Genomic DNA, 13,503 nt, shown 5'->3' on the forward strand with positions numbered 1-13,503 from the left:
GCCAATTGGCTCCATTTTTTCTTTAGTTAGTTACATTTTATAAACACAGTAACTAATATTAGTCGAGTTAGAAGTTAAAAACTCAGTGTTCTCTCGTTGCTCTAAATACAATATCAGGGAAGCGTTCTTGAGCAAGATTCAAGTTAACCATTGTTGGTGCGATATAAGAAAGATTATCGCCACCATCTAGAGCTAAATTTGCTTGCCCTTTACGTTTAAAGTCATCCAGTTTCTTTTCATCAGCACATTCAACCCAACGAGCAGTCGCAACGTTAACGCCTTCATATATGGCTTCAACGTTATATTCCGATTTCAATCGAGCAACCACCACATCAAATTGAAGCACACCAACCGCACCAACAATCAGATCATTATTTTGTAGTGGACGGAATACCTGAACAGCGCCTTCTTCAGAAAGCTGTACCAAACCTTTAAGCAGCTGTTTCTGCTTTAATGGATCTTTTAAACGAATACGACGGAAAAGTTCAGGTGCAAAATTAGGGATACCAGAGAACTTCAAAGACTCTCCCTGTGTAAAAGTATCGCCTATCTGAATTGTGCCATGGTTATGCAAGCCAATAATGTCACCCGCATACGCATGTGCCGCACGAGAACGATCTCCTGCCATAAAGGTCACGGCATCCGAGATATTTATTTGCTTACCAAGACGAACATGGTTCATTTTCATGCCTTGATTGTAAGTTCCTGAAACTACACGCATAAAGGCAATACGGTCACGGTGTTTAGGATCCATATTCGCTTGAATTTTAAAAACAAAACCTGAAAACTTTTCTTCTGTTGCTTCAACTTCGCGCTCATTAGCTTGGCGAGGTAAAGGAAGCGGAGCCCACTCCGTTAATCCATCGAGCATATGGTCAACACCAAAGTTACCCAATGCTGTTCCAAAAAATACTGGCGTCAATTCGCCAGACAAAAACAAATCACGATCAAATTCATGTGATGCGCCAATCACTAATTCCAACTCTTCTCGGAGTTGTTCCGCTAAATCGTCGCCAATTGCTATATCCAGTTCAGGGTTATCTAGTCCTTTAATAATATTTTCTTCTTGGATGGTATGACCTTGTCCTGTTGCATACAAGATAGTCTCATCTCTATGGATATGATAAACCCCCTTAAACTCTTTACCGCAGCCAATAGGCCAAGAAATTGGCGCACAAGCGATTTTAAGCTCGTTTTCGACCTCATCTAACAGTTCCATTGGATCACGAATATCTCGGTCCAATTTATTCATAAATGTAACAATAGGAGTATCTCGTAGACGCGTAACTTCCATCAGTTTTCGCGTACGGTCCTCTACCCCTTTTGCTGCATCTATTACCATTAAACAAGAATCTACCGCAGTAAGCGTTCGGTAAGTATCTTCCGAGAAATCTTCGTGTCCTGGAGTATCGAGTAGGTTAACCAAACATTCATTATAAGGAAATTGCATAACAGAAGTGGTTACCGAAATACCACGTTCTTTTTCCATCTCCATCCAGTCTGATTTAGCATGATGGCTTGAACCACGACCTTTTACCGTACCCGCAGACTGAATAGCCTGTCCGAAAAGTAACACTTTTTCAGTTATTGTTGTTTTACCAGCATCGGGGTGAGAGATGATAGCAAAGGTTCTTCGCTTATTAACTTCATTCAGAAATTCTTGGTTTGCCATGGATAAGTTCTTTTAGTTTGTACACAGATTTAATTACATTGACGAAAGAACGCTAATTTCAGTTCCTTTTCATTAAAATCCGTTGCGTTAATCTTGGTTGATCGTTATTTTCGCTGATCTTAACGTTATAAACAATCAATGCTTGAATAATTGCTCATTATTTCTTTGCTACTCAAGGAGAAAATTCGGTGGGTTAAATTAAATGAACAAATAACTCATAATAATTGCATCTTCTTTCCCTTTCTTAGTTGGGTAATAATTATGACGTCGATCCACCTCATTAAAACCAACTGATTCATATAAATTGTGCGCTTTGCGATTACTTTCACGTACTTCTAACCAAGCACTTTCGGCTTTTGCCTCCTCACAAACAGATAAAAAGTATTCGACCAATATTTTTCCAAACCCTTTCCCTTGTTGTTGTGGGTCGACCGCTATATTGAGTAAGGTTACTTCTCCTACAATGTTTTGAGCATAAAAATAACCAACCACTGTTTCTTCACTCACTAAAACATGATGGCATGCACCACGGCTATTCACGTCGTTAATCATAGACTGTTTCCATGGGTGACTATGAGCAACTTGCTCTATTCGCCATACATCTTGTAAGAAAGCTTCTTCTAACGGTTTAATTTGATTATTCATAAGCACATATTTGTTGCCATAAATCTCGACGATGCTGTTTATTCCCTTCTATTTGAGACAAAAGAGGACTGGTTAACGTCTTAACAGCCGTGTCTATATTGTTCATCGGCTCGCAACCAGCAAACCAAATCCATCGTAATTGAGCAGCACTCAATTGAGAAAAGTGTTCAGGATAAATATGTTGTGACTGTTCAATGCTTAATTTCATACTTTTCAATACATTATTAAACATAAACACCATATCGCCACTTGGTTTTACCGGCGAAACCAGTAGCAATAGGCAAGATTCAGGTAAACGCAATGGTTCAACTTCAACCCCTGAGAGTCTGGCAGGATGCGATAAACCCCAGTGTTGAATCCCCATTTCGGCTAAATATTGAATATCAGTATTAGGTTCTTTCATAACAGGCTTAAAGTTCAGAAAACTCAGGGCTATATTCTAATAATCCGTGTTTGCCAGTAAACTCATTCTCAGTTAACTCTCTAACACGAAAAACACCTTGAGGAACATCCCAACTACAACGCATACCAAACTCACCTGCATCGATAAACCCAAAACGAGAATAAAACTCAGGGTCTCCCAACACCGCACATCCTAAGTAACCAAATTCGTACAACGAATCTAGGCCTTGTTCTATCATTTTTCCCGCAATACCTTGACGACGACACTCTTCTTTAACCGCTATAGGAGCAAGCCCTTGCCATCCTAATTGTTCACCATTCAATGAAACAGGAGTAAACAGTGCGTATCCAATCAATTCGCCTTCATCAGTACAAGCGACCAAAGACAAAGTGAAACGGCTGTTTTCACGCAGACTCATAACAAGTTTCGCTTCTGCTTCTGTTTCAAAAGCAGATTTGAGTAATGCATCAATAGGTAGTATATCGGCAGGGGCTTCTGTTCTAATAAGCATTCGCTATTCCATTCTGGTCTTTTTCAGTATGTAGCCCTTTATAAACAAAATCAGCCAGTTCATTTAAAAGCAATGTAAGTGGTTTAGGTAATGCATCAAGATCAACACTATCCATTAAATTTTTAATTTCTAACCCAAGTTCTGTATCACCTTCAATACTTAACCGTCTTTGGAAGAATAGAGTATCAGGATCTTCCTTGCGACCAGCGATTAACACTAAATCATTCAATTTCCCTGAAAAGCTGACTTGTTCGACTTGTTGTTTTTTACTTACAACCAGTTTGTCATCCTGATAGCTAATAAACCATTGTAAATCTAAATCAATGATGGTGATTTTCAACCAGTTTCCTTGTAAAAACTCAAAATCACCGTCTTCCAATGCTTCATGGAAAACGTACTTCAATGTTTCAAGTAAGACTTTATTTTGTATAGGTAATGGCAAAAATTGGACTGAAGGTCTCAAAATTTGCGCTGAATTTTCAACTATTTTACTTCGAAGCTTGTTTAACACTACGGTATTCCGATACTTTATTGATTCAATTAAGCTATGATAATAGATATCGTTCCAGAATTCCTGTTATGCATCATAAAAAGTACTTGTGATGTTGTGATCTCTTTCATCTCGCTACTTTCACGGTTATAGTAAACAATAATATATATTAACCGAATGATACTCATTCAATTGCTCAATGTTAAAGCGGTAGAAACTTAATGCCAAAAAAGCAGTTAAAGCACTGGTTTTCAAAACTGACAAACTCCAGTCCATTTCTCTTTGCCGTTCTCGACAAAGATCATAATTACGTCAGTGTTAACGAACGTTACTGTGAAATTGCAGGCATGTCCGAAGATGAGCTAACTGGCATGAATGACGCCACAATTTTAGGTGATCATTTCTATTCGACACTTGAGCCTTTCTACGCCCGTGCATTCGCTGGCGAACACATTGAAACCGAGATCATTTTAAATGAGAGAGAACAGGATACCAGCCTGCACTTTAGTGTTTCTCCGGTACTAATTGATGACGAAGTAGAGTTCATCTCTTTTCATGCTAGCGATACGTCTGAAAAACAAGTTCTAACTCGATCATTAGAAGAATCTGAAGTGAAATTCTCCATGTTAACGGGATTATTACCTGATGGTTTTTTATTGGTTGAAAACGAAACAATTATTTCTACTAACTCCATTACCTTGAGATTACTTGGTTTTTCTGATATTCAAAGTATATTAGGAGAACAAATATATCGTCTGTTCTTAGATGAAAAAACGAAAACGGTATTCAGTGAATCCTTCAGTTCAATGCTACTTAGTGAACCACTTGTTTGCTTAACCAGCGCCAGATGCGGCGTTGAACGAAAAGTGCGTTTAAGGGCAGCTAATGCCAGTAATTTAGGTACCGAAGCAACTATCATCATTATTGAAGATGCAGACGTTGATCATTCTGGTTCTGTCAATGATAAACACGATACCCACTACGACTCTCTAACTAAACTCTATAATCGCTATGGATTTACACGACGTCTCGAACAGTTTATTACCAATGAAGTGCCTCTTATCATGTTTTACTTAGATATAGATAACTTCAAGAACATTAATGACTCTCTAGGGCATCATATTGGCGATAAAGTAATAAAAGAAGTGTCATCACGCTTACAACGCTTGCTACCTTCTCAAGCGATATTAGGCCACTTAGGTGGTGATGAATTTGGCATTATTTTACCAGAGCCGGAACACAGCGGTACAACGGAGTCTTTAGCAGAAAAAATCATCTCTATTATCAATCAACCATTTGATCTACACCATTTTAGCAAACGTCTTGCCTGCTCAATTGGTAGTGTTATGTTTCCTGAAGATGGAAATGATGCGCGAATCTTATTGCAAAATGCAGACACCGCTATGTACGAAGCTAAAGATCGTGGCCGAAATCGACTCATTAAGTACCATGATCAGATGAACAAAGAAGCACGTATGCGTCTTTGGTTAGAAATCGAGCTACAAAAAGCGCTGCAACAAAATGGACTAGAAGTATGGTATCAGCCGAAAGTAAATGCACGCGACTTTAGTATCAATGGCGCTGAAGCGTTAATTCGTTGGAAGCACCCTATTGAGGGTTATATTAGCCCCGCAGCTTTTATACCAGTTGCTGAAAAAGCAGGATTGATAGAACATCTGGGACGAGTGGTGATGCGAGAAGTATTTGCTACTGTTAAGCGCTGGAAAATTCAAGGAATTCTTCCTGGGCGTGTTGCGATAAACCTATCTCCTGAACAATTTGGTAACCCTAAACTCATCGATTATATGGAAAAGCAACTCCGTACAACAGAGCTTGATCCAAATTGTATTACATTCGAATTGACTGAAAGTGCCGTAATGAGCGATAGTGAGCATACGCTCCAAATGCTCAAAGCGATAAAAAACCTCGGTTTTTCTTTATCAATTGATGATTTTGGTACTGGCTATTCTTCCCTTTCCTATTTAGCTCGTTTTCCTATTGACGAACTTAAAATTGACCGGGCGTTTATTAACGATATAGATAAACTACCAAAACAAGTAACTGTGATCGAAAACATCATTAATTTAGGCCGTTCTTTAGATCTCACGGTTGTAGCCGAAGGAGTAGAAACACGACAACAAGCCACTCTTTTATCTAATTTAAACTGCCACACTATTCAAGGGTTCCATTTCTATAGGCCCCAACCTAAACATGATGTAGAAGAGCTGTTGGCCCAGAACAAAAGGCATAAAAATTAGTATTAATTACCGAATAGTCAGATAAAAAAGTGATTAATCGGTGTAGATTAAAATAAACCTGCCTTACATCAAATATACCTATTACGTTAGCCCATAGAATGCAAATATCATTAATAATTGGGTAGATCTAATGGAATTACTTTGCCCTGCGGGCAACTTACCTGCATTAAAAACAGCCGTCGATTGTGGAGCAGACGCTGTCTACATCGGATTCAAAGATGAGACTAATGCACGACACTTTGCTGGTCTCAATTTTACGGGTAAAAAACTAGACCGAGCAATACAATATATTCGTGATAACGATAAAAAACTACATGTTGCATTAAATACTTTCGCTCACCCGGATGGCTTTAATCGTTGGACAAAAGCGGTAGATAATGCAGTAGCAATGGGTGTAGACGCACTCATTATTGCCGATATTGCCATATTAGAATACGCGGCGACCAAGTATCCCGATTTAGAACTGCATTTGTCGGTGCAAGCATCGGCTACTAATGTCGCTGCTATCCATTTCTATCAACAAAATTTTAATATAAAGCGGGTAGTTTTACCTCGCGTTCTTTCCATTCATCAAGTTAAGCAGCTTTCTCGAACCATTGATCAAAATGTTGAGTTAGAGGTCTTTGCATTTGGTAGTTTGTGTATTATGGCCGAAGGGCGTTGCTACCTTTCTTCTTATATGACAGGCGAATCCCCCAACACCGTTGGCGCTTGTTCTCCAGCTAAATATGTACGTTGGCAAGAAACAAACAATGGCCTGGAATCTCGTTTGAATGAAATCTTGATCGATCGGTATTCCGAAGGTGAGAATGCAGGTTATCCAACCTTATGCAAAGGTCGGTTTGACGTAAAACTAGCTGGCAATAATAAGCGATATCATGCGTTAGAAGAACCAACCAGTTTAAACACTTTGTCTATGTTACCTGACCTTTTTGCTGCCAATGTCGCATCGGTAAAAATAGAAGGTCGTCAACGCAGTCCTGCTTACGTTGAACAAGTCACTCGAATATGGCGCACCGCTATCGATAGTTACCAAAGCAATCCAGAAAGCTATCATGTTGACGAATGTTGGAATCAAACACTGGCTAATGTTTCGGAAGGCACACAAACAACACTCGGTGCTTACCACCGTAAATGGCAATAAAAAGGTGGAGACAAGTATGCCTAATGATATGAAATATGCGTTAGGGCCAATACTCTATTTTTGGCCTAAACAAGATGTAGAAAAATTTTATGTACAAGCAAAATCTTCAAATGCCGACATAATTTACCTCGGTGAAACCGTCTGTTCAAAAAGAAGATTAATGAAGCCAAATGATTGGTTAAGTATTGCGACAGATCTTGCTGCAAGTGGTAAACAAGTGGTTTTGTCTACTATGGCTTTGCTAGAAGCGCCAAGCGAAGTCAATATGATGAAAAGATATATAAATAATGGCGATTTTTTAATTGAAGCAAATGATGTATCTGCTATTCAACTCGCCCACGAGCACAGCGTTCCATTCGTCGTCGGACCAGCAGTTAACACGTATAATGCCCATACTCTTAAATTATTCCTACAGAAGGGTATGATACGTTGGTGTATGCCAGTGGAGCTTTCTAAGCAATGGCTACAAGAAACTATCAGGCAATGTGGTGAGCTGGGAATTAAGAATCAATTTGAAATAGAGGTATTCAGTCATGGCTATCTTCCGTTAGCTTATTCGGCGCGTTGCTTTACCGCAAGAGCTCAAAATCGGCCAAAAGATGAATGTGAGACATGCTGTATCGAGTATCCAACCGGTTTACAAGTTGAAAGCCAAGAAGGACAGGCGGTTTTTAACCTTAATGGAATTCAGACGCAATCTGGTTATTGCTATAACTTAATCAATGACTTAAAAGGCATGAAAGGATTAGTAGACGTCGTTCGTTTAAGTCCACTTAATGTCGAAACATTCGCTAAACTAGAACAATTCCGCCAAAATGAAGATGGGTCAAAACCAGAAAAACTATCTAATTTCCAATGTAACGGGTATTGGCATCAACTGGCTGGAATGGAGAGCTCATAAATTCAAACTATAATCCAATCTTACTTAATTTAAGGCCTGAATTTTAAATTTAAGGTTTTAAGTAATCAACTAAATATAAACGCCGAATTATTATTCGGCGTTCAATTAAACGTTAATCCTCGCTAGCTTCCTTCTGATGTTTCTTCCAATGCCGATTGCTGAATGGCTCTTACATCATCGTATATACGAGACAGTTCTAAAAACGAATAGCGATGTTCAACATATTCATAAACATTGAACGACAAGGCTAGTTTATATAAGGCGATTGCATCAGCGTATTGTTCAGAGAATTGATAGCGTTTCGCTAAATAAAAATACACTTCTGTCAAACGTTGCGCTAGAGTTATATTGTCTTGCGTTCCCTTCAACACGGCTTTAAACGCTTGTTCTTCGCTAACCTCATCGAGCATTATCGCTACTAAAATCCAACCCCAATTTTGATTTTTATTGGCATAACGCATTTTAAGATTTTGTTCTGCTTCTAAAGGGGTTAGCTCCCTCTCAATGATATAAAGCCACAATACTCGAAACGGGTCATCTGGATTACTATCGTAATGTGCTTTCATCTCTTGATATGCTAACTCATCACGACCGCCATAATATAAAGCAATCGCCATATTACGTTCAGCATATTCATTATATGGATCAAGTTCTAGAGTTGAATCAAACGCCTCATAAGCCGCATCATATTCACCTATTTGAGTAAAATAAACTCCAAGCAAATTAAAAATATCAGGTTGAGCCGGATTGAGATTTAAAGATTGATTAAAATCGAGACGCGCAAGATCACGTAGCCCTACGCTGTCGTAGTAACTGCCTCGTTCATAATACATTTTACTTTTTGTGGCGTTGTTTAAATCGGACCGTTGTAGTAATTGGTTAAGCCGAGCAATTTGCACTTCTTGCTGAATACTGGCTTGTAATGGTACCGCCATTGGTGGATAAACCCACTGCTGTTGCTCATTTGTCGTGGTAGCACAACCGGAAAGCACCAGCATTAAGCTGACACTTGCTATTTGTAACCATTTCACAGATACATATCTCCTTATATGCCAAACAACCCACTTGTACACTTTAGATGTAAAAAAAGGGAGAACATTAATGTTCTCCCTTTTATAACATGCTTTTAACGGTGTTTACTAGAAAAGCCTAAGTTTAATCACAAAGCTGAACTAGAGCACAAGTTACAAAGTGTCGCTTATTCAGCTTCTGTTGTTTCAGCAGGCTTGTCTTGTGCTTCTTTCATACTTAAGCGAACACGTCCTTGACGGTCAATCTCGAGTACTTTAACTTTAACCTCTTGCCCTTCGGTTAAGTAGTCTGTCACTTTCTCTACACGCTTGTCAGCGATTTGAGAAATATGAACCAATCCATCTTTACCAGGAAGAATCGTTACAAAAGCACCAAAATCAGCCAAACGAGCTACTTTACCAGTATAAATCGTTCCAACTTCTACTTCAGCTGTTAGCTCTTTAATACGATTAATCGCATCTTCAGCTTGATCTCCAGAAGTTGCTGCAATTTTAACGGTACCGTCGTCTTCAATTTCAATAGTTGTACCCGTTTCTTCACAAAGAGAACGAATAACAGCACCGCCTTTACCGATAACGTCACGAATTTTCTCAGGATTGATCTTCATTTGGTGAATACGAGGAGCAAACTCAGAAATTTCAGTACGAGCGCCAGAAATCGCTTCATCCATTACTGAAAGAATGTGCTTACGAGCACCTTGTGCTTGGTTAAGCGCAATTTGCATGATCTCTTTAGTTATACCTTCAATTTTGATGTCCATTTGAAGTGCAGTGATACCTTCGTTAGTACCCGCAACTTTAAAGTCCATGTCACCTAGGTGATCTTCATCGCCCAAGATGTCAGAAAGAACAACAAAATCGTCGCCTTCTTTAACAAGTCCCATTGCAATACCGGCAACAGACGCTTTAATTGGAACACCTGCATCCATTAAAGCTAGAGAAGTACCACATACTGAAGCCATTGAAGAAGAACCGTTAGATTCTGTGATTTCAGATACAACACGAACCGTGTATGGGAAGTCTTCTACAGAAGGCATTACTGCTTGGATACCACGTTTTGCTAGCTTACCATGGCCGATTTCACGACGTTTAGGGGAACCAACGAAACCTGTTTCACCTACGCAATACGGAGGGAAGTTATAGTGTAAAAGGAAGTGTGATTTCTTCTCACCTGTTAATTCATCAATAATTTGTGCGTCACGTTGTGTACCAAGCGTTGCTGTAACCAGTGCTTGAGTTTCACCACGAGTGAATAGAGCGGAACCATGTGTACGAGGAAGAACGCCCGTACGTACATCAAGAGCACGAACCATATCTTTTTCACGACCATCAATACGTGGGTTACCAGCAATGATGCGGCCGCGTACAACGTTTTTCTCTAAAGAACCAAGCATTTTTTTCACTTCGTTCTCGTCAAGCTCTTCATTCTCGGCTTTCAATACCGCTAATACGTCAGCTTTAATTTCACCAACTTGCTCATAACGCGCCATTTTTTCTGTTATTTGGTACGCTTCAGTAAAACGAGATTCTGCTAATTCAGCTATTTTAGCTTTCAGGTCAGCGTCAACAGTTGGTGCAACCCAATCCCATGCAGGAGTAGCAACTTCAGCTGCAAATTCTTTAATAGCTGTAATAACGGTTTGTTGTTGATCGTGACCAAATACAACAGCAGATAGCATTTCTTCTTCAGTAAGATTATCCGCTTCTGATTCAACCATTAACACCGCACCATCAGTACCAGCAACAACCAAATCTAATTTAGATGTTTCTAACTCTGTATTGCTAGGGTTTAGCACTAATTGACCATCAATGTGGCCAACACGAGCCGAACCGATAGGACCATTAAATGGAATGCCAGAAATAGATAATGCAGCAGAAGTACCGATCATAGTTACGATATCAGGCTGTACATCTGGGTTAACAGAAACAACAGTTGCAATAACTTGAACTTCGTTTTTAAATTCGTCAGGGAAGAGTGGACGAATTGGACGGTCGATTAAACGAGCGGTTAGTGTTTCACCTTCAGAAGGACGACCTTCACGCTTAAAGAAGCCACCAGGAATTTTACCAGCTGCATAAGTACGCTCTTGGTAGTTAACAGTTAAAGGAAAAAAGTCTTGGCCTTCAACGGCTGCTTTTTTACCCACTACAGATACAAATACTGCAGTATCATCCATTGTTACCATAACAGCAGATGTAGCTTGACGTGCAATAACGCCTGTTTCTAAAGTAACGGTATGATTACCGTATTGGAATGTTTTTACGACTGGATTCGCGAACATTATATTTCCTTAAATATAGCTGGATTCTGTTTTTCAGAACCACATAGAGAATACACCTTTCGGTATTACTCATCGCGACTAATAAAAATGATCTACCAAAAATAACTCACTTTCATTAGTCGCAACCTAAAGGCCGGCTACGCTGACTGTAATACTCGATAAAATGTAAATTTAAACTAAGCAAAACTTAGCTGGGCGATAGTATAGATGAAAAATGCAAAAAAGTGCAGACAGAAGCAGGGAAAAGAAAGCAAATTTATGAAGATTTTAGACTAAAAAGAAAAAGGGGCTATAAATAGCCCCTTTTCAACAAACTGTTCTTAGCGACGTAGGCCTAGACGTTTGATAAGGTCTTGGTAACGCTCTAGGTTTTTACCTTTAAGGTAATCTAGAAGTTTACGACGGCTAGAAACCATACGTAAAAGACCGCGACGACTATGGTGGTCGTGTTTGTGGTTAGCAAAGTGACCTTGAAGGTGGTTGATAGAAGCAGTAAGTAGTGCTACTTGTACTTCTGGTGAACCTGTATCGCCTTCAGATTGTGCATATTCTGCTACGATAGCTGCTTTTGTTTCTGCATTCAGAGACATAATCTCTCCTAAATAAGAGTTAAGTAAATAAAGTGTGCCGCCAATCTCTGATTCAGCCGACACGAGGAGCGCGTATGTTACTTGGCTAGATACAATTGCGCAAGTGCTATTTTAACATCGAACATTTGTTCACTAGCCTTGAACAACGTCATCCCGAAAAACGACCAGTCTTTTGGGCGCAACTCTTCCATCATCATCGATTTCACCGATCCCAATAAACAATCGCTCTTCACCACTGGTCATGCGGACAATACCGTCTAATGGTGCGCCAAACACTTGTACTGGTTGGCCATGCTGTATCATATGAGTCAGCTCTGGGATCAAATTCACTTCAGGTAGATCTTGAACAGCAGAATCCATAGGCATAAGTAATGGGTCAAGTAGTTCACGCGGAGGTATATCCTCATTGTGAGCTTTCTCCAGTAAGGCTTCTAACTGCTCTAATGTCACCATTTTCTCGTAAGGGTAATTAGACACACCCGTCCGACGTAAATAACTAACATGTGCGCCACAAGCCAGCATTTCACCCAAATCATCAACAATAGTTCGTATGTATGTTCCTTTAGAACAATGAACATCCATTTCAACTTCAGAGCCTTCAAAACGAATAATTTCAATAGAGTAAACGGTAATTTTACGAGAGTCTCGCGGAACATCGATACCTTCTCTTGCATACTCGTACAAAGGTTTGCCTTGGTATTTTAACGCAGAGAACATAGATGGAATTTGATCGGTTTCTCCACGAAACTTCGCTACACAACGCTCTAACTGACCTCGATCAACTTTCACTTCTCGAGTTTGTACAACTTCGCCATCAGAATCAGATGTATTGGTTCTTTCTCCGAGCTTAGCAATCACTCGATAACGTTTATCTGACTCTAGTAGAAACTGAGAAAACTTAGTCGCTTCACCAAAGCAGATAGGCAACATCCCCGTAGCCAATGGATCGAGTGCACCCGTATGGCCCGCTTTTTCTGCAAAGTAGATTCGCTTTACTTTTTGCAGCGTATCGTTAGATGTAATACCTGATGGCTTATCAAGTAAAATCACTCCATCAACAGAACGACCTTTACGACGACCTCTGCGACCCATTACTCTTCACCTTCTTCACGACCTGATTCATTAGCACGACGTTTGTCATCACTAACGACTTCACTCACAAGGTTCGACATGCGCATACCTTCAACAAGAGTATTATCATAGGTAAAACGCACTTCTGGAGTAAGTCTTAGCCGAATACGCTTGCCTAACATCATACGCACATGTGTTTCGTGCTCTTTCAAAGCAGCAAGGCTTGTTTCTGGTGTTTGGTCGCCAACACATAAAAATGTTACGAATACTTTTGCGTACGCTAAGTCACGAGAAACTTCGACGTCAGAGATAGTGACCATACCAATTCGTGAATCTCTAACTTCACGTTGTAAAATCAACGCAAGCTCTTTTTGTAATTGCTGCGACACGCGTTGCGTGCGGCTAAATTCTTTTGACATTATTTTCTTCTCTTAGAAAAAATGAGGGGCTAAGAGCCCCTCATGGTGTATTTAGCAACCGGCCCTAAAGTTATTTTAGGGTCTAG

13 protein-coding genes are annotated in these 13,503 nt (G+C 39.8%); 3 read left to right on the forward strand and 10 right to left on the reverse strand.

The window, feature by feature from the left end:
- Positions 1-82 precede the first annotated feature (82 nt).
- The 5 genes from prfC to R3X26_RS17050 all read right to left on the reverse strand — a co-directional run bounded on the left by prfC (position 83) and on the right by R3X26_RS17050 (position 3,742).
- Positions 83-1,672 (reverse strand): peptide chain release factor 3, encoded by a 1,590-nt coding sequence (prfC, locus tag R3X26_RS17030; protein ID WP_317718530.1) that lies wholly within the window; start codon positions 1,670-1,672, stop codon positions 83-85.
- 198 nt (positions 1,673-1,870) lie between these two features.
- On the reverse strand, positions 1,871-2,317 hold the full coding sequence (gene rimI / locus R3X26_RS17035; RefSeq protein ID WP_317718531.1) for a ribosomal protein S18-alanine N-acetyltransferase: 447 nt from the start codon (positions 2,315-2,317) through the stop codon (positions 1,871-1,873).
- Complete coding sequence (locus R3X26_RS17040) at positions 2,310-2,720, reverse strand: DNA polymerase III subunit psi (RefSeq protein ID WP_317718532.1); 411 nt, start codon at positions 2,718-2,720, stop codon at positions 2,310-2,312. Before R3X26_RS17040 ends, rimI begins: the two co-directional genes overlap by 8 nt.
- A gap of 7 nt (positions 2,721-2,727) precedes the next feature.
- On the reverse strand, positions 2,728-3,231 hold the full coding sequence (locus R3X26_RS17045; protein WP_317718533.1) for an N-acetyltransferase: 504 nt from the start codon (positions 3,229-3,231) through the stop codon (positions 2,728-2,730).
- Positions 3,221-3,742 carry an SCP2 domain-containing protein gene (locus R3X26_RS17050; RefSeq protein ID WP_317718534.1) on the reverse strand — a complete coding sequence of 174 codons (522 nt, stop codon included), beginning with the start codon at positions 3,740-3,742 and terminating at the stop codon, positions 3,221-3,223. Before R3X26_RS17050 ends, R3X26_RS17045 begins: the two co-directional genes overlap by 11 nt.
- Before the next feature lie 200 nt (positions 3,743-3,942).
- On the opposite strand from R3X26_RS17050, the gene R3X26_RS17055 reads away from it, so the two are divergent.
- From R3X26_RS17055 to R3X26_RS17065, 3 genes are all read left to right on the forward strand, one after another.
- The gene (locus R3X26_RS17055) at positions 3,943-5,979 is read left to right on the forward strand and encodes an EAL domain-containing protein (protein ID WP_317718535.1); all 2,037 of its coding nucleotides are present in this window, start codon (positions 3,943-3,945) and stop codon (positions 5,977-5,979) included.
- 130 nt (positions 5,980-6,109) lie between these two features.
- On the forward strand, positions 6,110-7,123 hold the full coding sequence (locus R3X26_RS17060) for a peptidase U32 family protein (protein WP_317718536.1): 1,014 nt from the start codon (positions 6,110-6,112) through the stop codon (positions 7,121-7,123).
- Positions 7,124-7,151: 28 nt separating this feature from the next.
- On the forward strand, positions 7,152-8,024 hold the full coding sequence (locus tag R3X26_RS17065; protein WP_317718561.1) for a U32 family peptidase: 873 nt from the start codon (positions 7,152-7,154) through the stop codon (positions 8,022-8,024).
- A 122-nt stretch (positions 8,025-8,146) separates the two neighbouring features.
- Here R3X26_RS17065 and nlpI read toward each other — a convergent pair whose 3' ends face one another.
- The 5 genes from nlpI to rbfA all read right to left on the reverse strand — a co-directional run bounded on the left by nlpI (position 8,147) and on the right by rbfA (position 13,417).
- A complete protein-coding gene (gene nlpI, locus R3X26_RS17070; protein WP_317718537.1) occupies positions 8,147-9,055 on the reverse strand; it encodes a lipoprotein NlpI in 909 nt (302 codons plus the stop codon).
- A gap of 167 nt (positions 9,056-9,222) precedes the next feature.
- Entirely contained in the window at positions 9,223-11,337 is a 2,115-nt protein-coding gene (pnp, locus tag R3X26_RS17075; RefSeq protein ID WP_317718538.1) for a polyribonucleotide nucleotidyltransferase, read from the reverse strand.
- A 320-nt stretch (positions 11,338-11,657) separates the two neighbouring features.
- Entirely contained in the window at positions 11,658-11,927 is a 270-nt protein-coding gene (rpsO, locus tag R3X26_RS17080) for a 30S ribosomal protein S15 (protein ID WP_317718539.1), read from the reverse strand.
- 132 nt (positions 11,928-12,059) lie between these two features.
- Positions 12,060-13,019 carry a tRNA pseudouridine(55) synthase TruB gene (gene truB, locus R3X26_RS17085; protein ID WP_317718540.1) on the reverse strand — a complete coding sequence of 320 codons (960 nt, stop codon included), beginning with the start codon at positions 13,017-13,019 and terminating at the stop codon, positions 12,060-12,062.
- Positions 13,019-13,417 (reverse strand): 30S ribosome-binding factor RbfA, encoded by a 399-nt coding sequence (rbfA, locus tag R3X26_RS17090; RefSeq protein ID WP_317718541.1) that lies wholly within the window; start codon positions 13,415-13,417, stop codon positions 13,019-13,021. The genes truB and rbfA overlap by 1 nt, the downstream gene beginning before the upstream one ends.
- Positions 13,418-13,503 lie beyond the last annotated feature (86 nt).

Origin of the sequence: Vibrio sp. TH_r3, assembly GCF_033101115.1 — a bacterium.
Classification (GTDB): Bacteria; Pseudomonadota; Gammaproteobacteria; order Enterobacterales; family Vibrionaceae; genus Vibrio.

What these genes read in the sequence shown, in the direction of transcription:
- rbfA (WP_317718541.1), bottom strand. Translation starts at nt 13,417, where the DNA reads ATGTCAAAAGAATTTAGCCGCACGCAACGCGTGTCGCAGCAATTACAA.
- truB (WP_317718540.1), bottom strand. Translation starts at nt 13,019, where the DNA reads ATGGGTCGCAGAGGTCGTCGTAAAGGTCGTTCTGTTGATGGAGTGATT.
- rimI (WP_317718531.1), bottom strand. Translation starts at nt 2,317, where the DNA reads ATGAATAATCAAATTAAACCGTTAGAAGAAGCTTTCTTACAAGATGTA.
- R3X26_RS17065 (WP_317718561.1), top strand. Translation starts at nt 7,152, where the DNA reads ATGAAATATGCGTTAGGGCCAATACTCTATTTTTGGCCTAAACAAGAT.
- R3X26_RS17040 (WP_317718532.1), bottom strand. Translation starts at nt 2,720, where the DNA reads ATGAAAGAACCTAATACTGATATTCAATATTTAGCCGAAATGGGGATT.
- rpsO (WP_317718539.1), bottom strand. Translation starts at nt 11,927, where the DNA reads ATGTCTCTGAATGCAGAAACAAAAGCAGCTATCGTAGCAGAATATGCA.
- R3X26_RS17060 (WP_317718536.1), top strand. Translation starts at nt 6,110, where the DNA reads ATGGAATTACTTTGCCCTGCGGGCAACTTACCTGCATTAAAAACAGCC.
- R3X26_RS17055 (WP_317718535.1), top strand. Translation starts at nt 3,943, where the DNA reads ATGCCAAAAAAGCAGTTAAAGCACTGGTTTTCAAAACTGACAAACTCC.
- pnp (WP_317718538.1), bottom strand. Translation starts at nt 11,337, where the DNA reads ATGTTCGCGAATCCAGTCGTAAAAACATTCCAATACGGTAATCATACC.
- R3X26_RS17045 (WP_317718533.1), bottom strand. Translation starts at nt 3,231, where the DNA reads ATGCTTATTAGAACAGAAGCCCCTGCCGATATACTACCTATTGATGCA.
- prfC (WP_317718530.1), bottom strand. Translation starts at nt 1,672, where the DNA reads ATGGCAAACCAAGAATTTCTGAATGAAGTTAATAAGCGAAGAACCTTT.